This window comes from Pseudomonas sp. TH31 (assembly GCF_016650815.1).
Lineage (GTDB): Bacteria > Pseudomonadota > Gammaproteobacteria > Pseudomonadales > Pseudomonadaceae > Aquipseudomonas.
Genome location: NZ_JAEKEZ010000033.1, coordinates 514,447 through 533,896 on the forward strand (window position 1 = coordinate 514,447; position 19,450 = coordinate 533,896).

Here is a 19,450-nt window from a genome sequence, read left to right on the forward strand (position 1 = left end):
AGCGCTGCGCCCTCGAGCTCGAGCAAGCGCCCTCGCCACAGGCAAGCTTGCCCCTTCAGGTTAAGTGCCCGTCGTTACAACTCAGGGCTGCGTCTGCGGGAAGATCAGAATCTCCAGGTTGCCGCGCTGGTAGCGTTTGCCGTCCACGGGCAACAAGGCGACTTCCTGAACTTCCTGAACACTGTTGACCCGCATCACCACCCCGACCGAGCCTTTCTTGCGCGCTTCGGTCATCCATTGGCCGACGTTATCCATGGTGACTTTGCGCGAAGCCATGGTTGGGTCGTCGAGACCATATTTCAGCTCACCGATAGTGTTGAACAGATCGACTTGCGGACGCTTCAACCGCCAGGACAACGCCGACGCCGCGCCCAGGTCGTTACTGAGTAATGAGCTCGTCGGACCCAAGGCATCCAGGTGTTCGGCGATAAACTGGTCAGGCATCTTGCTGTTGACGATCTTGCCGGGCATCGCGGCCGGCAGCAGCGCCACCAGCAGAAAGATCCCCAGCGCCGGCGCCGCCCAGAGCGTCAATGGCCGCGAGACTTGCACTGCGTTGGCGATGATCCAGCCGGCCAGCACGATGTAGCCAAGGGACAGGCTGAACATCTCCGTGTTTTCGAAGATTTCCCGGGTCGCTTGTACGTAAACCAAGCCGATCAGCGCAGCGCTGGCCAGCACCACATTGAGTACACCGTTAATACGCAGGGCCCGGCCTTTCGCCTGTTCAATCAGACCCACCACGGTATGCCCCATCAGCAACGCCAGCGGCAGCAGGCACGGCATGATGTAGGTCGGCAACTTGCCCTTGCTCAGGCTGAAAAACGCCAGCGGCAACAGCATCCACAGCAGCAGGAAACCGATCGCCGGTTGGCGCTTGTTCTTCCAGGCCTGGATAAAGGTCGATGGCAGCAACGCGGCCCACGGCAGGCTCGATACCACCAGCATTGGCAGATAGAACCACCACGGACGGGTATGTTGTGCATCTTCGGCGGCGAACCGGCGAATGTGTTCGTGCCAGAAGAAAAACCGCCAGAAGTCCGGTTCCCGATAGTGAATGGCAAGCACCCACGGCAAGCAGACCACGGCCGCTACGACAACCGCTATCGGCCCGTAGCGCAACAATTCGCCCAAGCGTCGCTGCCACAGCATGTAGGGCAGGGCGATCAACACCGGCAACAGCCAGGCGAGGAATCCCTTGGTCATGAAGCCCATGCCGCACGCGGCGCCCAATATGGCCCACGCACCGATTCGTGCTTTGGAAGACGGGCTATCGATGGCAAACCACAGCGCCACCAGGCTCAGATTGACCCAGAGCGTGAACTGCGGATCGAGATTCGCATAACCGGCTTGCCCGGCGATCAACCCAAAACTCATGTAGAGCAACGCACAGGCGCCACTTTTACGCGGGTCGTTCCACAGGCGGCGGGCGATCAGATAAGCCAGCCAGATGCTCAGCCCGGTGCTCAACGCCGAGGCGATTCGCACACCAAACAGGTTATCGCCGAATACGGCCTGGCCGATGGCGATCATCCAGTAGCCGGCAATGGGTTTTTCGAAATAGCGGATGCCCATGAAGTGTGGGGACACCCAATTGCCGCTCAAGAGCATTTCCTGGCTGATCTGGCCGTAGCGGGTTTCGTCGGGGATCCACAGACCGTGGGTGACCAGTGGCACTAAATAGAACACCACGAAGGCCAGTAGCAAGCCGGGAACGATCCAGCGTTCGGCGGCTGTCGGTTCTGGCGCAGGGCGGCGGGACGCATGCGCCGCAGGGTGTTGCAACAGATTGTTATGGGACGTCATGAATCGACCTTAACGCAGGGACGTTGCTTGGTTCAGTGAGGCGCCCGGCGCAATCCTGCGCAGGCACAACGCTGGTTGAGTGAATGCAGGCATATCGGCAGCTGAATGTGCGTGTTTCCCTGAATCCAGAGAACTATCAACCTTCCCGGCTGAACAGTTCCTGAAGGAATTCAAGCTTGGAATCCGCCAATGTCCAGTTATTCAGGTAAAAGACAAACTTTCTTGCATCGACATGCCAATGAGTAGCGAACTAATTAGTTCGCTACTCATTACCTTTGATTATTTTGACCTTGTATTACGCTTGGCATCTAACAAGTGATTCACTGCGCGTTGGTTACTTCAGCGCTTTTTTCGCGTAACAGCGAATGCCAATCACCGTCATTCAGTATGCCCAACACCTTAAGTTGCCCGTTGGCGTCAATGCTGACAAACAAGGAGCTGCTGTATTCGCTCGCGGCGGCGTGCTTGAAACCGGTCTGCTTTTCAAAATCACCGATGCAACCGCTGTGTGTGACCAGTACCGAGTTGCGATGGGGGATCTTGTGCGCGACGACATCGTTACGCAGGGTACTGCCGCAACTGGCCAGCCATTCCTGAGTCACCGCTGCTTTACCAAACATGGCGTGCGCCGATTGCTCGGTGCGGGTCACCGGGCTGACGAAGACATCGGTTTGTGCCATGCCCAGGCTCACAAAGCCTTGGCCTACCGCTGCGGAAGCCTGGCTACCGAACTGGGTAATCCCATCGGCCGGGCCCAGGCACGGATTGCTGGAACGGTCGCAACGCTCGGCGTGGCGAACCAGCGCCACCACGTCACCGGCTTGCCAGTGCTTGATCAGTTCGGCCTGGACCTTGGCGCCTGCACTGCCAAGATCTGTCGGGGATCGATGCCACAACATGAAGCCGGTCACCAGGACGGCCACTGTCAACAAGGCTGACACACCGATGATTTTGGTGAGTCGCGATGGCAGCCATCGACGGGACGGCATAGCGGATGTCACTGATTCGACCACGGTCTTGCCCCTTTGCATAACCCGGAAACTGCACGCAACGCAGCCTTGGCCGGGAAAGTTTCGACGAAATTTTAAGTTGCCCAGTCGTACTTCTAACGATGAGCAACACACTAAGGGGCGGGGCGTATGAGCGCGGTGAAACGGATGTGAAAAATTTGCGGAAATTCATTGTTATTCAAGAAACTCTCTCCCTTTAGTTTCAGTGACAGGAGCCTAGTCGATTGACGAGTTATGACACGGGGTATTTGAAAACTACTATCAAATACGCCGTGTAGATTATTTCAAGTTGTTTCCGTGGCGGGTCTGCCAAGCAAATCGACTCGGCAGCCAGGCGCCGCATCGCTGACGGCCAGTTTCATGTCGTGCAGGCGCGCCACAGCTGAAACCATGCTCAGTCCAAGGCCGTTACCCTGCGTATGCCGACTGGATTCGGCGCGGTACAGCCTGCGCAATACCGCTTCGCGCTCCGCCGGCGCAATACCCGGTCCGTTGTCCGTCACGCGAATCCCTATAGCGGTCCGGTCAGCGATCACGGTCAGGTGAATGTCGCTATGGTCCGGTGAAAACTTGATCGCGTTGTCCAGTAAGTTGCAGACAGCATCGAACAACAGTTGCGCATCACCGGCTATAACGGCCGGCATCTGGCTGCCATTGAACGTCAGGCGGATGCCGCGTTCCTCGGCCAGCGGTTCATAGAGCTCCGCAGCATCGGCCGCTATTACATTCAAATCCAGCGGGGCAAAGTGACTGCGGCGCGCGCTGTTTTCGATTTCCGAAATGCGCAGCAAGGCTTTGAACGTTAACAGCAGGCCCTTGGCTTCGGTGAGCGCCGCGTCAATGCTGGCGGCATATTGGGCCTCATCCAGACCACGCCGTTGGGCGCGCTCAAGGCCTGCGATCAGCCGGGTCAGCGGCGTGCGCAGGTCATGGGCGATGTCATCGCAGACACCTTTGACTTCGCTCATCAACCGTCCCAACTCATCCAGCATGCCGTTGACCACGCCAGCGAGACGGTCGATATCATCGTTGTTACCAAGGATCGGCAGCCGACCGGTCAAGTCTCCTTCGATGATGCCTTTGATGGAACGACTCAGTTTGTCCAGGCGCCGGTGGGCCGAGTAACCCAGCACCACCGCGCCGAACAGACCGACCACCAGCAACAGAACACCGCCGGAATACAACGCATTGATCAGCAGTTCATCGAACTCGCGAATATCGTGCATATCCTGGGCGACCAGCAACGTCTTGCCATCAGGCAGGCGATGCACCATGAACCGCACCGGACGATGGTGACCATTGTCCTTGAGCCAGCGAAACTCCTGCGGTTTGTCGTACTCAGCGAACGGCGGCAGGCGATGAATCGCTCCGGCGATAAACTTGCCTTGTTCGTCGAACAGGCTATGGGGCAGACGGCCTTCGACATCCTGCACGGCATGCTTGCGAATCTCGGCTAACTGCAACTCCGGTGATTGCAGGCTGCGGTTTTCGACTTGCCGATAGAGCGCCGTATCGGCTTCGGTTTTGAGGTAGAACGCCGTTTGCCAATAGATGTAGCCGAACAACGCCAGGAATGAGCAACCGAATAGCCCAAGAAACAGCAGGCCGGTGCGAAAACTGATGGTGCGCGGTATTTCACTCAGGTGAACGGAGAACATAGCCGGCTCCACGAATGGTGTGAATCATCGGCAGATCGCCTTCGCCATCCACCTTGCGTCGCAAGCGGCTGATGTGGACCTCGATCACATTCGTGCGCTCGTCGTAGGCGTAACTCCATACCGCTTCAAACAACATGGTACGCGTGATGACTTGCCCGGCATTGCGCATCAGATGCTCGAGCAAGGCGTACTCACGAGGCACCAGTTCGATGACCCGTTCACCACGGCGCACCGTTCGCCGCAACAAATCGATTTCCAGATTGGCGACTCGCAATCGGGGCTCCTGAGTCGTAGCGGGCGGCTCTGCACGGCGCCGGCACAAGGCATCGAGGCGTGCTGTCAGCTCGATGAACTCAAACGGTTTGGTCAGGTAGTCGTCACCCCCGGCGCGCAGTCCGCGAACCCGCTCGTCCAGCGCACTCAAAGCGCTGAGAATCAGCACCGGAGTGCTCACGCTGGCCGCTCGCAACGCGGTGAGCACACCCAAGCCATCAAGGCCGCCAGGCAACATGCGGTCCAGGACGATCAGGTCAAAGGGTTCACTCAAGGCTTTCAACAGGCCTTCGCGGCCATTGTCGACACAGCTCACCGTGAAGCCGTGATCACACAGGGCCGCTTCGATTTCGCGGGCAGTAGGCAAGTCGTCTTCGACGACCAAAACATGGGTCATGGCAGTAGAACCGGTCACGTGGTCGGGACAGAGGTGGCATAGTGTGTCAAAGCCTTGGGCGAAGCTACGTTCCCGCCGGTTAAATAAAAGTTTAGGTTGGATTTCATGGAGACCGTTCCTTGCGCATTCTCGTGGTTGAAGACGATGCCCAGACTGCCGCGTACCTGCTGCGCGGGTTGACGGAAAGTGGCCATGTCGTCGATATCGCCAGCGACGGCAACAGTGGCCTGGGCATGGCCCTGGAAGCGATTCACGATGCGTTGATTGTCGATCGACGTTTACCCGGGCTCGACGGCATCGAGTTGATCAAGGCCTTGCGAAGTCGTGGCCAGCGCGTGCCGATCCTGATGCTCAGCGCCCAGGCGTCCACCGCGCAAAAGGTCGAAGGCCTGCAAGCCGGTTGTGACGATTACCTGGCCAAACCTTATGCATTCGCCGAAGTGCTGGCGCGTCTGGATGCCTTGATGCGTGGCCGCGATCAATCGAACGGGCCGGCACGTCAGCTAGAGGTCGGAGAGTTGCGACTCGACTGTGCCACGCGCACCGCCGTGCGCCAGGGGCGGGTCATTGCCTTGCAGCACCGCGAAGCCCTGTTGCTGGAAAAACTCATGCGCCACAGCGGCCAGGTGGTGACCCGCGACATGCTGCTCGACAGCGCCTGGGACTACGCTTTCGACCCCAACGACAACGTGATCGACAAACACATCCATCGCCTGCGGCGAAAACTCGATGAAGGTTTTGATGACTCGCTGATCAAGACGGTGCCCGGTGTCGGCTACAGCTTTCAGGTCGACACGCCGCAAGATTAAATAAAAGTTTATCTGCCGACGAACGCTCTGGCAGGCACTCCTCGCTATCTTCGCCTCATTCGTGGACTCATCCACAGAGGCTCAAGCGGGAGATAGCTTGCCCATGTCCGTTGCAACCTTGGCGGTGCGCACCTTAGGTTCCGCGCGTTACTCACCGATGTCTTTGATGTTGCTCGGCGTGCTGGCGCTCGGCGGCTGCTCGATGGTGCCCGAGTATCGGCAACCCGAGCTGCCTGTGGCTGCGCATTGGGATGGCGCGCCAGACAGCCAATCGGCGCCAGGCGGGCAGTGGTGGCACGAGTTTCACAGTGTCGAACTCGACTCATTGATTGCCCGAGGCCTGGCCTCCAACTACACGCTCAAGGCTGCGGTCAGTCGGATTGACGAGGCTCGTGCTTCAGCACAAGTCGTGGGCGCCGGCCAATACCCGGCGCTGAATCTGGGGAGCAACTTCCAGCGTCAGAACAACTACGGCACCACGGCAAAGCGCAGCGTCTTTGCCGAAGCCACCTACGAGGTGGACTTCTGGGGCAAACAGCGTGCGGTAGCCGATTCCGCCGACGCCCTGGCCAACGCCAGTGTGTTCGATGCCCATACATTGCGTATGACTCTGGGCGCGAGTATTGCCGACAGCTACTTCCAGGTGTTGTCACTGGAAGAACGCCTGCGTCTGGCCCAGTCGATTGCTGACGATGCCCGGCAAGTGCTCGACCTGGTGGAAGTCCAGGCCAGCCAGGGCGCGGTGTCGAACCTCGAAGTCGCTCAGCAACGCAATGCCATGCAGACCTTTGAAGCGGCGATGCCAGGCTTGCGTCAGCAACGGGATCTGGCGCTGTACCAATTGGCAGTACTGGTCGGTGCGCCACCCCAAGGCTTTCACCTGCAAGGTAACGGGCTCGACACCTTGCAAGTGCCGCAACCTTCGACCGGCCTGCCCATTGGCTTGTTGCGCCAGCGGCCTGACATTCAAGCAGCAGAGGCGCGGCTGACGTCGGCAAACTTCGATGTCGGTGTGGCCCGTGCCGCGTTTCTGCCCAACCTCTCGCTGGACCTGCTGGGCGGCATCGATACGATCGCCGGCGGGCAGATCTGGAGCGCTATCGGCACCCTTAGTCAGCCGTTGTTCGCCGGTGGCCAGCTCAAGGGCCAGTTGCATTTTGACGAGGCTCATGTGCAGGAGCTGACCGCCAGTTACCGTGAGTCGATCATCGAAGCACTGCAAGACGTCCAAACCCAGGTCAGCGCCGCCCGTGAGCTGGACAAGAGTTACGCCCTGAACCAATCGGCCGTCGATTCGGCCCGCGAAGCCGTGCGGCTGGCACAGGTCCGCTACCGGTTGGGCTCGACCGATTTCCAGACCTTGCTGATCGTTGAGCGCACCCAATACCAGGCTGAAGACACGCTGTTGCAGGTGCGCCTGCAACACCTTCAGGCCGCTGTCGGTTTGTTTCGCGCCTTGGGCGGAGATTTTTCCGCCGTCGCCATCGCTTCCAATTCTCCTTCCCAGGTGGCTCACCCATGAATGTTCTACACCCACGTCGTCGCGTTGCTCTCTGGGGCCTGGTGATTGTGTCGCTCGGCGCAGCCCTCGGCGGTTTTCAATGGATCAAGCGGGCCCAGGCAGCACCGGCCAAGTCTGAAGCAGCGGCGGTGCCGGTGCAGATGAGCCAAGTCAGCCGTCAGGATTTGCCCGTCTGGATCAGTGCCATCGGCAATGTGCAGGCCCTCAACAGTGTGAATGTGCGGGTGAGGGTGGACGGCGAGCTGCAAAAAGTTCTGTTCAACGAAGGGCAAACCGTTACCGCCGGCAGCCTGTTGGCGGTGATCGACCCAAGGGTTTATCAGGCCCAGGTCGCTCAAGCCCAAGCCATGGTGGCCAAGGATCAGGCGCAGTTGGCCAATCTGCGGGTCAGCCTGGACCGAGCCAGCAAACTGGCCGCAGCCAAGGCCGGTCCGACTCAGGATGTTGATACCTTCCGCGCGCAACTGGCAGCCCAGCAAGCCACTGTTCAGGCCGATCAAGCAGCGCTGGATACCGCACGCCTGCAATTGGAGTTCACCCAGGTCAAGGCGCCGCTGACCGGCCGTACCGGCCAGCGCCTGCTCGACGTCGGTTCCATTGCCCACGGCGCCGAAGCCACAGGGCTGGTGACGATTACCCAGATGAACCCGATCTCCGTGGCCTTTGCGGTGTCCCAGGATGATCTGGCACAAATCCTCGAAGAAAACGCCAAAGGCGCGTTGCAGGTTGTCGCGATGACGCGTGACGGTCACCAGGAAATCGCCCATGGCCAACTGAGCTTCATCGACAGCCAGGTGGCCGCTGCCAGTGGGCAGATTCAGCTCAAGGCCCAATTCGACAATGGCGCCGGTCAACTGTGGCCCGGAGAGTTGGTGAGCGCGCGGTTGCTGGTCCAGACCCGTCGGGACGTTACCGTGGTGCCGGCCGATGCAGTGCAATTCGGGCGTCAGGGCAACTTTGTCTATGTGGTCGATGCTGATCAGCGGGTGCAGCCGCGTCTGGTCGACGCCGCGACGGTGGTCGCAGGCAAACAGTGGATTCGCCAAGGCCTGGCGGCCGGAGAAACCGTTGTGGTGCAGGGGCAATCCCGCGTCGCGCCGGGGCTGAAAGTCACGCCGGTCAAGCCTGAGAATTCGGCGGCACTGGTGGAGGCTACACCATGAATGGGCTGGCCGGTCTGATTCAACGGCGTGTCGGTCTGAGCTTGCTGGCCCTTGGGGTCATGCTGCTGGGAGCCTTCGCCTATTTTCAACTGCCGGTGGCGCCATTGCCGACCGTGGATTTTCCAACCATCCAGGTCACCGCCAAACTGTCCGGGGCGAGCGCCGAGACCATGGCTTCCTCCGTGGCCACACCACTGGAGCGGGCGTTTGCCGCTGTACCGCAAGTCACGTCGATGACCTCGTCGAGTGCGGCGGGAAAAACCCAGATTGTGTTGCAGTTCGACCTGTCGCGGGATATCGATGGCGCCGCCCAGGATGTGCAAACGGCAATCAACACGGCGACGCCCAATCTGCCCAAGACCATGTCCAGTGCGCCGACCTTCAACAAGGTCAACCCGGCCGAGGGCACCGTGATGTCCCTGGCCGTTACCTCGCCGACCCGCACGCTGCCGGAACTTGATCGCTACGCCGACAATTACATCGCCCAACGTCTGTCGCAGATGCCCGGCGTCGGCCTGGTGGATTTTCACGGCGAACAGAAACCCGCCGTGCGGGTGCAGATCGATCCCGATGCGCTGGCCGCTCGCGGTCTGACCCTGGAAGACGTGCGCAGCGTGATTGGCGTCAGCACCCTCGATCAACCCAAAGGCAGCCTCGACGGACAACAGCGCTCGATCACCCTCGGGGCGACCGACCAACTGCTCGATTCGCAGCATTACCGCGACCAGATCATTGCTTATAAAAACGGCATGCCGATCAAGCTCGGCGATCTGGGCCGGGTGATTGCCGGTGCCGAAGACACCCAGCAAGCCGCGCAGTTGGGCGCCGAGCCAACCGTCATTGTCGACATCCACAAGCAACCGGGTTTCAACCTGTTGTCGACGATTGCCACGATCAAGGCAAAACTTCCCGAACTGACCGCCTCATTGCCGCGAGATGTGCAGGTTCAGGTGGTGGGCGACCGCACCCAGACCATCGAAGCCTCGGTCAATGACATGCAATTCACCTTGCTGCTGTCGATTGCCCTGGTGGTCGTGGTGATCTTTGTGTTCCTGCGCAAAGCCACCGCGACGCTGATTCCCAGCCTGACCATTCCGTTGTCCCTGGTGGCGACGTTCGGGGTGATGTACCTGCTGGGCTACAGCCTCGACAACCTGTCGATCATGGGCCTGGCGATTGCCGTCGGGTTTGTCGTGGACGACGCCATCGTGGTCATGGAAAACATTGTCCGACACCTTGAAATGGGCAAGTCGCGCCTGCAATCGGCGGTCGATGGTTTGCGTGAGGTGGCGTTCACTATTGTCTCGATGACGGTGTCGCTGATCGCGGTGTTCTTGCCGATTCTGTTGATGTCCGGGATTGTCGGCCGACTGATGCGTGAGTTTGCGGTGACCGTCAGCGTGGCGATCATCATGTCTTGCATCGTATCGCTGACCATCACCCCGATGCTCTGTGCCTGGCTGCTCAAACCCCACGCCGAAACCGAGGAAGGACGTTTTGCCCTGGCTTGTGAGCGGGCGCTCACCGGGCTGCACAATGGCTATCGACGCAGCCTCGACTGGGTGCTTGATCACCAGCGGCTGACGTTGGCGGTGGCCGTGGCGACGCTGGCGGCGACGGCGGTGTTGTATGTCGCGATTCCCAAGGGCTTTTTCCCGCAGCAGGACAACGGTTTGATTCAGGGCGTCGCCGAAGCGGCGCCGGATATCTCGCCTATCGCCATGCGGGCGCAGGTCAACCGTGCAGCCGAAGTGATCGGCCAGGATCCGGCGGTGGCCGGGTGTATTTCTGGATCGGCCCGAACCCGACGGTCAGCCAAGGCAAGGTGATGATCAACCTCAAGCCGTTCAGCGAACGCACCGCCAGCGCCGGCGAGGTCATCCGCCGCTTGCAACCGGCCCTCGACAAGTTGTCCGGGATCAAGGTCTACATGCAGGCCAACCAGGATATCCAGATCGGTGGCCGGGCCAGCAAGACCCAATATCAGTACACCTTGCAGGACCCGGACAGCGTCGAGCTGGACCACTGGAGTGGCGTATTGCTGGAAAAACTCAAGACGTTGCCACAGTTGCAACACGTGACGTCGGACCAGCAACAAGCCATTGCCCAATCGACCCTGGTCATCGACCGGCCCACTGCGGCACGCCTCGGGGTGACGGTGCAGGTCATCGACGATGTGCTTTACGATGCCTTCGGCCAACGGCAGATTGCGACGATGTTCACTCAACTGGATCAGAACCATGTGATTCTGGAACTGGACCCGAGCTGGCAAACCTCCACTGCAACACTTGCGCATCTGTTTGTACGCGCAAGTTCCGGCGCCCTGGTGCCGCTGAGCCTGCTGGCGAACGTCAAGACCGAGCAAGTGCCGATCATCATCAACCATCAGGGCGTATTCCCGGCCATTACCCTGTCGTTCGACCTGGCACCCGGACACGCCTTGAGCGAGGCGGTCAGCGCGATCAACCAGGCGTCCCTGGCCGTGGCGATGCCCGACACCGTCGTCGGCAGTTTCCAGGGCACCGCTCAAGCCTTTCAGGATTCACTGAAATCGCAGCCCTGGTTAATTCTGGCGGCCATTCTCACGGTTTACATCGTGCTCGGTGTGCTATACGAGAACGCCATTCACCCGCTGACGATCATCTCGACGCTGCCATCTGCCGGTTTCGGTGCGCTGCTGGCGCTGATCATTTGCGGTCAGGACCTGTCGGTGCTGGGGATGATCGGGATCATTCTGTTGATTGGCATCGTCAAGAAAAACGCGATCATGATTGTCGATTTCACCCTGCAAGCTCAGCAACGGGGCATGTCACCCCGTGAGGCCGTCCGGGAAGGTTGCCTGTTACGTTTGAGACCGATCCTGATGACCTCGCTGGCAGCCTTGCTCGGGGCTGTGCCGCTGGCGTTCGGGCATGGCGCCGGTTCCGAGTTACGCCAACCGCTGGGCATTGCGATTGTTGGCGGTTTGGCGGTTTCACAGATTCTGACGCTCTACACCACGCCCGTGGTCTATCTTTGGTTCGAACGTCGGCGCCGCAGGACGCAGCCCGGCACCGCAGGTGTCACAGTTTGAAACCGGCAGTGGAGCCACGCATGGGGATGGATTTCAAACAGAGCCTGACTAAACGGATTGTGATCGTATTTGCCTTGATGAGCGCCTTCGTCGCGGGGGTCTTTGCGGTGGGCATTATCGCCACGGTACACGTGGTCGAGCGCAAGCTGACGACCACCAGCCTCGGTGGCGGGCTAAACCGTCTGCTGCTGATGGATGACACCGGTGACTGGAGTCATCGACCTGAAAAGGACGAGCTGTTTTTTGTCCAGGGCGGGCAGGGGACCTTGTCCATGGACTCTGAACTGGAAGCGCTGGCCCCGGGCTTTCAGGAAATCGAGTATCAGGGTGACGACTTCTACGCCATGGTCGAGGTGGTGGGCGGGCGCAAATATGTGTTGCTGCGCAACCAACTCAGCCTCGAACAACGTGAGCGTGTGTTGTTCGCGGTGGTGATTGTCGGTTTCATCTTGAGCATTGCCCTGGCGATCCTGTTGGGCTGGCTGCTGGCGCGAAGGGTGATGGCCCCGGTGATTCGACTGGCACGCCAGGTACGCCATCGCGATCAACTACTGGACCTGGCGCCACCGCTGCACCCCGACTATGCCGTGGACGAGGTCGGGGAACTGGCTCTGTCGTTCGACCAGACCCTGGGCCGGCTGCGCGCCGCCCTGAGCCGGGAAAAGCTCTTTACCAGCGATGTCAGCCACGAGTTGCGCACACCGTTGATGGTGCTGGCCAGTTCCTGTGAATTGCTGCTGAGCAATCCCTCGCTGGACCCACGCTCATCGGCGCAGGTCAGTCGCATTGCCCGGGCCAGCGATGAAATGCAGCAATTGGTCGAAACCTTTCTGATGCTGGCTCGCGCCCGTGAGGCTTCCGGCACCGGTGCAAGCGCGACAATAAAAGAAGTCGCCGATGGCCTGGCCGATATTTGGGGGCGGTTGATCCGGGAAAAGGGTATCGAGTTCATCTATGACGCCGCCCACATCTCGGCTGAATGCCATAACCTGACGTTCCTGCAATCGGTCATGAGCAATTTGCTGCGCAACGCCTGGCACTACACCGATCGTGGCTACATCCGGCTGACATTGCGTGAACACGGTTTCAGTGTCGAAGACAGCGGCATCGGTATTCCCGAAGAAAAGCGCCACGCGATGTTCCAGCCATTTGTCCGGGGTGATGAAAACCGGGGAGAGGGGCTCGGGTTAGGGCTTTCACTGGTTCAGCGCATCTGTACCAAGCAGCAATGGCGGGTGGAGCTCAGCAGCCTTGAACCCAACGGTTGTTGTTTCACCGTTGAGCTGATGCCGCGCGACCTGTAGGAGCAAAGCTTGCTCGCGATGGCGGTGTGTCAGTCAGCATTGAGACCGACTGAAACACCGCCATCGCGAGCAAGCTTTGCTCCTACAAGGATGCGGTTAATCAGAGGGCCCCGGGCAACCCCGTTGCGCGGCGGCTGCTTGACTGATGACTGCGGCCAGTCGCTTGACGTTGTTCTGCTGGGCTGTCACCAGATCTTCAATGGACGGACCTGACGGCGTCTGCAAAGTGCTGCGGCAGGTTATCAGCGTGTTATCGCCGGCGCCGAGCGGGCGCAGGCGCCATTTGACGTCGATCAAGCCGTACTGGCCGGGAATCGAGTCGAAGCGCTGCACATCCACCCGCAACGAGACTTTGTGCTGCGGGTTGGCGTTCGACAGTTGGTCCAACAGTGCGCTGCGCAATTCATCCGCAAGGCTTGCACCCCACCAGTCGGTTTCGAGGATCGCCAAGCCACTGTTGCCCTGGCGAATGACGATCTGTGGACGATCCACCTGAGGTGGCACGCTGATGCCTTCGATCTTGATCTCGTCGCCGCTGCCCCGTGCCGGTTGTGCCGGGGTCAGGGTGTGAAAGTGAATCGGATCGCTGCGGCACGCCGTGAGGAGTAACAACGCAGCAACCAACGTAAACTTTGGCGAAAAAGCCATGGGTGTTGCTCCTGTGATCAGTTACGCGGTGGCCCTTGCAGATCCGACGGCGCCGCATTGTCGGGTCGGCCGCGAATCAGCGATTCCGGGTGCCGCCCCAGGTAATCCGAGAGTTCACGCAGGGAACGCGACATGCGTTTGAGTTCGTCCAGGGTCTGGGTCAGTTGTTCGCGTTGCGGCGAGTCTTCTGCGAGGGTCGAGCTGGCCGAGTTCAGGGTCTTGCTGACGTCCGCCAGGGTGGTCTGCACGCGGGGCAGGGTCTTGGTGTTGAATTGCGCCAGGCTTTTGCGCAGCTCGACGAGGTTGCTGTCGAGGTTGCTGGCAATCCGTTCGACCGGCAGTTGGTTGATCTTGTTGACCATGGCCTCCAGTTTTTCCTGCAATTGCTCGAGGCTCCCAGGGATGGTCGGGATGCTGACCGGCCGGGCATTTGGATCGAACGCCACTTTTTCCGCTTTCGGGTAGAAATCCAGTGCGATGTACAGTTGACCGGTCAACAGGTTGCCGTTGCGGGCCTGGGCGCGCAGGCCGTTTTCAATAAAGGTGCCGATCAGGCGCACGCCAGCGGCTTCGTCATTGGGATCATGCATCAGGGCCTTGATCATCTTGGTATGCGCCTGGCCGAGGCGTTGCGGGTAGATCACGATGCCGACATTGACCGGGAAGCTGCGTTTCTTCTCGTCGAAGTCCAGATTGATCGCCACCACCTTGCCGATTTCCATGCCGAGGAATTCCACTGGCGCATCAACCTTGAGCCCGCGCAGGGCCTGGTCGAAACGCAGGCTCAGGTACTGCGGCTTACCGTTGGGCGGGGCGAGGGCAGTTGTCTGGTCGTCGAACAGCTCGAAGGTTTTCTCCTCGGTGGCGGGCTGATCGTTGGGGCTGTAGTCCGGGGCACGAAAGGCGATGCCACCCACCAGCAACGAAGACAACGATTCAGTCTTCACCGCAAAACCGTTGGCGCCGATGTTCAGGTCGATGCCGCTGGCGTTCCAGAACCGGGTGTTCTCGGTGACATAGGCGTCATTGGGCGCATGGATAAAAAGTTCGAGATTGACGCCTTTGCCATCGGCATCCAGCGCATAAGCCACCACTTGGCCGACCGGGATCTTGCGGTAATAAATCGGCGAGCCGATATCCAGCGAACCGAGGTCCTGGGAATGCAGGGTGAAGCGCTTGCCAGGTTCGCCATAGGTGATGGGCGGTGGGTTTTCCAGGCCGTTGAAGTTCTTCGCGCGACCATCGGCGCGCCCGATATCGGCGCCGATGTAGTCTCCGGACAGCAGGGTATCGATGCCCGACACGCCGCCTGCCCCGATGCGCGGGCGTACGACCCAGAATTGCGAGTCTTCGCGGGTGAAGGTTTCGGCCTGCTTGGATAGCTTGATCGTGGCATCGACACTCTTTTGGTCGTTGCTCAATTCAACATCCGAGACTTGGCCGATAACCACATTGCGGTATTTGACTTCGGTCTTGTTGGCGGTCAGACCGTTACCGGTCTTGAAGGTCACGATGATGGTCGGGCCTTCCTGCATCAGGCTGTGCACCACCAGGGAGATCCCCACCAGTACGGCCACAATCGGCACGATCCATACCAGCGATACGCTGAAACGACGGGTCTTGATACTGGCCTGACCTGGGGCTTGCGGCCCGTCAGTGGCTTGCGACTTCATCCATGACCTCCTCGTTGTTTGGTTTATCTAGCTGGCTATCCCAGATCAGTCGCGGATCGAAGCTCATCGCCGAGAGCATGGTGAACACTACCACCAGGCCAAAAAACAGAATGCCCGGACGCGGTTCGATATCGGCCAGGGCTTGAAACTTGACCAGGGAGGCCACCAGCGCCACCACGATCACATCAAGCATTGACCAATAACCGATGACCTCGACGAAACGGAACAGCTTCGACCGCTCCTTGCGCGCCCATTGGCTGTCACGCCGAACAGTCACCAACAGCAACGTCAGGGCGACGAACTTGATGCCGGGCACCGCGATACTGGCGATAAAAATGATCAGGGCAATGTCCCATGCACCGGAGTCCCAAAACTCCAGCACGCCGCTGATGATGGTGCTGTCGGCGCCGTTACCGACCATTCGGGTGTTCATCACCGGCAACAGATTGGCCGGGACGTAAAACGCCAGGGCCGTGAACATATAGGCCCAGGTCCGGGCAAGGGAATTGGTCTTGCGCCGATGCAGCGGCGCACCGCAGCGCTCACATTCGTGAGGGTCGTTGGTCATGTCGCAGGCCAGGCCACAGCTGTGACACAGGCACAGGCCGAGTTCGCTGGCGACCGGAGGCATTGTCATAAAATGTCCCACAGTTCACGGATATCGCGCCCGGCGATGCGGATCATCATCAGGCTGAGAACGGCCAGGGCGAACAGGCCGATACCGGGCAGTACATCCAGCAACCCGGCGAGCTTGATGACCGCGACCATCGCACCCAGCAGGCAGACTTCCAGCATGCTCCAGGGCCTCAGCGTTTCGAGCCAGCGCATGCAGAACCTGAAGCCCGGCGCGCGCTGGCGTGCGAGGGCGAAGCTCAATACCCAGATCAGCAGCAATAACTGGAAGATCGGCGCGATGATCATGGCGATCGCCGCCACCATGGCGATGAAGGTGATGGGCCCCAGACTCAGGGCCAGCACCGAGTCCCAAAGCGTGGCGCTGTTTTTCAGGCCTTTCAGGTTGATGCTCATGACCGGATAGAAATTGGCAAAAATCCACAGCACCAATGCGGTGAAGGTCAAGGCCAGGCGCTGCTCCATCGTCAGGCCGTTATAGCGCTGGAGCACGCCGCCGCAGCGAGTGCACAGGGTTTTCTGATGCTTGGCGAGCGTGACTTTTTCATACACGCAGTCGCAGTGCTCGCAGATGATCAACTGCTCAGTTGTGGCCATGGGTCGCATTCGCAAGGAGGCTAAAAAGTCAGAGCACCACATCAATATAGAAGTGCCTTGCGATTGAGCAAATTAAAAGGCTGAAGGCTGGCGCAGTCGCCATTTTGCAGGAGCCCGTCAGGTGAGGCGCAAAACGGTGGGAGCGAGCTTCGCTTGATTGGCCGGCATCGCTTATTGATGGCCTGACGCATTCAAATGTAGGAGCTGCCGAAGGCTCGGGCCGCGTTCGGACGATCTTTTGATCTTGCTTTTAACAACCAAGATCAAAAGATCGCAGCCTTCGGCAGCTCCTACGGGGGGCGGGGTTCGTCAGTCATTACGGCGTTGCGTCATTAACCGAGCATTTCGCGCAACCGATACCAGAACATGCCCAGTGCCAGCAGCGGTGAACGCAGGGCGCGGCCACCGGGGAAGGTCATGTGCGGCACGGCGCTGAACACATCGAAACCTTGGCTGTGCCCGGCATGGATCGCTTCACCGAGCAATTTTGCGCACCAGTGGGTCACGTTCAGGCCGTGGCCCGAGTATCCCTGGGCGTAGTAGACGTTCGGGTACTGGCTCAAGCGCCCAACCTGCGGAAAGCGATTGGCCGAGATGCCGATCTTGCCGCCCCATTGGTAGTCGATGCGCACGTTCGCCAGTTGCGGGAACACCTTGAGCATTGCCGGACGCATATAAGCCGCGATATCCGCCGGATCGCGCCCGGAGTAGTGGCAGGCACCACCGAACAGCAAGCGTCGGTCCGCCGAGAGCCGGTAGTAATCCAGGCCGACTTTCTGGTCACACAGCGCCAGGTTCTGCGGGATCAATTGCGCGGCGACCTCGGCTGACAGCGGTTCGGTGGCGATGATGTAACTGCCCGCCGGAAGGACCTTGCCGCTGAGCTTCGGCTCGAGCTCTTCCAGATGCGCGTTGCAACCGAGTACCAGGCTGCCGGCGCGGATCGTGCCGCCTGCACAGCGAACTTGTACGGTGCTGCCATGGATGATCTCCAGCACCTCGCTTTGCTCGAAGATCCGCACGCCGAGGGATTCGGCCAGCCGGGCTTCGCCAAGGACAAGATTGAGCGGGTGCAGGTGACCGGAGCCCATGTCGATTAAGCCGCCGGCATACACCTCGCAATTCACTACTTGCTGGCGGATCTGCTCCGGGCCGACGATTCGGGTTTCATGGGCGTATCCGGACTGAGCCAGATCCTCTTGCTCAACCTTGAGCGCAGCAAACTGCGCCGGCGTATTGGCCAATTCACAGAAGCCCCAGCGCAGGTCGCAGTCGATCCCGTGTTCGCGGATTCGATTGCCCACCAGCGCCACGGATTCGACCCCGGCGCGCTCCATGTAATCCACGCCTTCAGTGCCGACATAACGAGCGAACCCGCTAACGTCATGGCCAATACCGCGAATCAACTGCCCGCCATTACGCCCGCTAGCCCCCAACCGATACGCCGGGCTTCCAGCAGGATCACCGAGAGTCCGCGCTGCGCAAGCTCGATGGCGGTGTTCACTCCGGTAAACCCGCCGCCGATCACGCAGACATCGGCCTCCAGGTCCGATGCCAGCGTGGGGTAGGGCGCCAGGTTTTTTGCACTGGCGACGTAATAGGAGTGGGCATGTTCGTTGCGGTACTGATTCATTTATTGGACTTCACTTTGCTCCAGGAACGGGTCATCAGACGCATGATCGCCTGGGGCGGGGTGGTGGAAATGTAGAGTTTGTCGAGCACTTCCTGGGACGGGTAGACCTCAGGGTTGTTCACCAACGCCACGTCCATGTACTGCTTGGCGGCCGGGTTCGGGTTGGCGTAGCCCACCGAGGCGCTGACCTTGGCGATGACTTGCGGGTCCAGCAGGTAATTGATGAAGGCGTGGGCTTCTTTCGGGTTGGCGGCGTCGGCGGGAACGGCCAACAGGTCAAACCACAGGTTGCTGCCTTCCTTCGGGATGGCGTAGGCGATGTTCACGCCGTTCTTCGCTTCCTTGGCGCGATTGGCGGCCTGGAACACGTCGCCCGAATAACCGAAGGCCACGCAGATGTCGCCGTTGGCCAGGTCCGACACGTACTTGGACGAATGGAAATAGGTGATGTAAGGCCGGATGCTCAAGAGCTTCGCTTCGGCCTTTTTGAAGTCTTCAGGGTTTTCGCTGCGCGGGTCCATGCCCATGTAGTTGAGGATCGCCGGGAACACTTCATCCGCCGAGTCCATCATCGATACGCCACACTGGCTGAGTTTCTTGATGTTCTCCGGTTCGAACAGTACGGCCCAGGAATCGATATGGTCGATGCCCAGCACTTGCTTGACCTTGTCGACGTTGTAGCCGATGCCGTTGGTGCCCCACAGGTACGGTACTGAGTGGGCGTTCTGCGGATCGTTTTTCTCCAGCAAGGCAAGCAGTTTCGGATCGAGATTTTTGAAATTAGGCAGTTGCGAGCGATCCAGTTTGAGGAATGCGCCGGCCTTCACCTGACGAGCGAGAAAGTGGTTGGACGGCACTACCACGTCATACCCGGTGCGGCCGGCGAGCAATTTACCTTCCAGGGTTTCATTGGAGTCGAATACGTCGTAGATCACCTTGATCCCGGTTTTACCCTGGAAGTCGGCGAGGGTGGTCTCGCCGATATAATCGGTCCAGTTGTAGACGCTGACGGTGGGTTGAGCTTGCGCAACGGCGCTGAACAACAAGGCCAGCGTGACCGGAACAACGGATTTCAATAGACGCATATCGACACCTCTTCGGGTTGTTGGATTTTTAGGCGTTGGCATTCTTCCTGTGGGAGCGGGCTTGCTCGCGAAGACGGCGGCATAGTCAACATTGATGTCGCCTGACACACCGCTTTCGCGAGCAAGCCCGCTCCCACATGGGAATGCAATTTCATGCGGGAGATTG

The 19,450-nt window shown here is 59.6% G+C and carries 13 protein-coding genes and 2 pseudogenes; 5 read left to right on the forward strand and 10 right to left on the reverse strand.

The features are described from left to right. Window positions 1-81: 81 nt before the first annotated feature. The 4 genes from arnT to JFV26_RS28090 all read right to left on the reverse strand — a co-directional run bounded on the left by arnT (window position 82) and on the right by JFV26_RS28090 (window position 5,144). Window positions 82-1,806, reverse strand: coding sequence for a lipid IV(A) 4-amino-4-deoxy-L-arabinosyltransferase (gene arnT / locus JFV26_RS28075; protein ID WP_201196886.1), 1,725 nt, complete (start codon window positions 1,804-1,806; stop codon window positions 82-84). Window positions 1,807-2,126: 320 nt separating this feature from the next. Then, window positions 2,127-2,795 (reverse strand): lipopolysaccharide core heptose(II)-phosphate phosphatase PmrG, encoded by a 669-nt coding sequence (gene pmrG, locus JFV26_RS28080; RefSeq protein ID WP_201196889.1) that lies wholly within the window; start codon window positions 2,793-2,795, stop codon window positions 2,127-2,129. Between the two features lie 305 nt (window positions 2,796-3,100). After that, complete coding sequence (locus JFV26_RS28085) at window positions 3,101-4,474, reverse strand: sensor histidine kinase (RefSeq protein ID WP_201196891.1); 1,374 nt, start codon at window positions 4,472-4,474, stop codon at window positions 3,101-3,103. Then, window positions 4,452-5,144, reverse strand: coding sequence for a response regulator transcription factor (locus JFV26_RS28090; protein ID WP_201196894.1), 693 nt, complete (start codon window positions 5,142-5,144; stop codon window positions 4,452-4,454). Before JFV26_RS28090 ends, JFV26_RS28085 begins: the two co-directional genes overlap by 23 nt. A 119-nt stretch (window positions 5,145-5,263) precedes the next feature. Between JFV26_RS28090 and JFV26_RS28095 the strand changes: the two genes are divergently transcribed. The 5 genes and pseudogenes from JFV26_RS28095 (at window position 5,264) to JFV26_RS28115 (ending at window position 13,015) form a co-directional block, all read left to right on the forward strand. Then, window positions 5,264-5,953, forward strand: coding sequence for a response regulator transcription factor (locus JFV26_RS28095; RefSeq protein WP_201196896.1), 690 nt, complete (start codon window positions 5,264-5,266; stop codon window positions 5,951-5,953). A gap of 103 nt (window positions 5,954-6,056) precedes the next feature. Next, a complete protein-coding gene (locus JFV26_RS28100) occupies window positions 6,057-7,475 on the forward strand; it encodes an efflux transporter outer membrane subunit (protein ID WP_201196899.1) in 1,419 nt (472 codons plus the stop codon). Then, window positions 7,472-8,638, forward strand: a complete 1,167-nt coding sequence (locus JFV26_RS28105) for an efflux RND transporter periplasmic adaptor subunit (RefSeq protein WP_201196901.1) — start codon at window positions 7,472-7,474, stop codon at window positions 8,636-8,638. The genes JFV26_RS28100 and JFV26_RS28105 overlap by 4 nt, the downstream gene beginning before the upstream one ends. Further along, window positions 8,635-11,711, forward strand: a pseudogene (locus tag JFV26_RS28110) (efflux RND transporter permease subunit). Before JFV26_RS28105 ends, JFV26_RS28110 begins: the two are co-directional and overlap by 4 nt. Before the next feature lie 26 nt (window positions 11,712-11,737). Next, complete coding sequence (locus JFV26_RS28115) at window positions 11,738-13,015, forward strand: sensor histidine kinase (protein WP_201197019.1); 1,278 nt, start codon at window positions 11,738-11,740, stop codon at window positions 13,013-13,015. A gap of 96 nt (window positions 13,016-13,111) precedes the next feature. Here the strand turns inward: JFV26_RS28115 and JFV26_RS28120 are convergent, their stop codons facing one another. The 6 genes and pseudogenes from JFV26_RS28120 to JFV26_RS28145 form a co-directional block, all read right to left on the reverse strand. Then, entirely contained in the window at window positions 13,112-13,663 is a 552-nt protein-coding gene (locus JFV26_RS28120) for a PqiC family protein (protein ID WP_201196903.1), read from the reverse strand. Between the two features lie 17 nt (window positions 13,664-13,680). Then, window positions 13,681-15,336 carry a PqiB family protein gene (locus tag JFV26_RS28125; RefSeq protein ID WP_201196905.1) on the reverse strand — a complete coding sequence of 552 codons (1,656 nt, stop codon included), beginning with the start codon at window positions 15,334-15,336 and terminating at the stop codon, window positions 13,681-13,683. Then, window positions 15,317-15,973: a paraquat-inducible protein A gene (locus JFV26_RS28130; protein WP_201196907.1), complete on the reverse strand. Its 657-nt coding sequence runs from the start codon at window positions 15,971-15,973 to the stop codon at window positions 15,317-15,319. The genes JFV26_RS28125 and JFV26_RS28130 overlap by 20 nt, the downstream gene beginning before the upstream one ends. Beyond that, window positions 15,970-16,566, reverse strand: a complete 597-nt coding sequence (locus tag JFV26_RS28135) for a paraquat-inducible protein A (protein ID WP_201196909.1) — start codon at window positions 16,564-16,566, stop codon at window positions 15,970-15,972. The genes JFV26_RS28130 and JFV26_RS28135 overlap by 4 nt, the downstream gene beginning before the upstream one ends. A gap of 332 nt (window positions 16,567-16,898) precedes the next feature. Continuing rightward, a pseudogene (locus JFV26_RS28140) lies at window positions 16,899-18,199 on the reverse strand (NAD(P)/FAD-dependent oxidoreductase). Beyond that, on the reverse strand, window positions 18,196-19,284 hold the full coding sequence (locus JFV26_RS28145; protein WP_201196912.1) for a polyamine ABC transporter substrate-binding protein: 1,089 nt from the start codon (window positions 19,282-19,284) through the stop codon (window positions 18,196-18,198). The pseudogene JFV26_RS28140 and the gene JFV26_RS28145 overlap by 4 nt, the downstream one beginning before the upstream one ends. Between the last annotated feature and the right edge of the window lie 166 nt (window positions 19,285-19,450).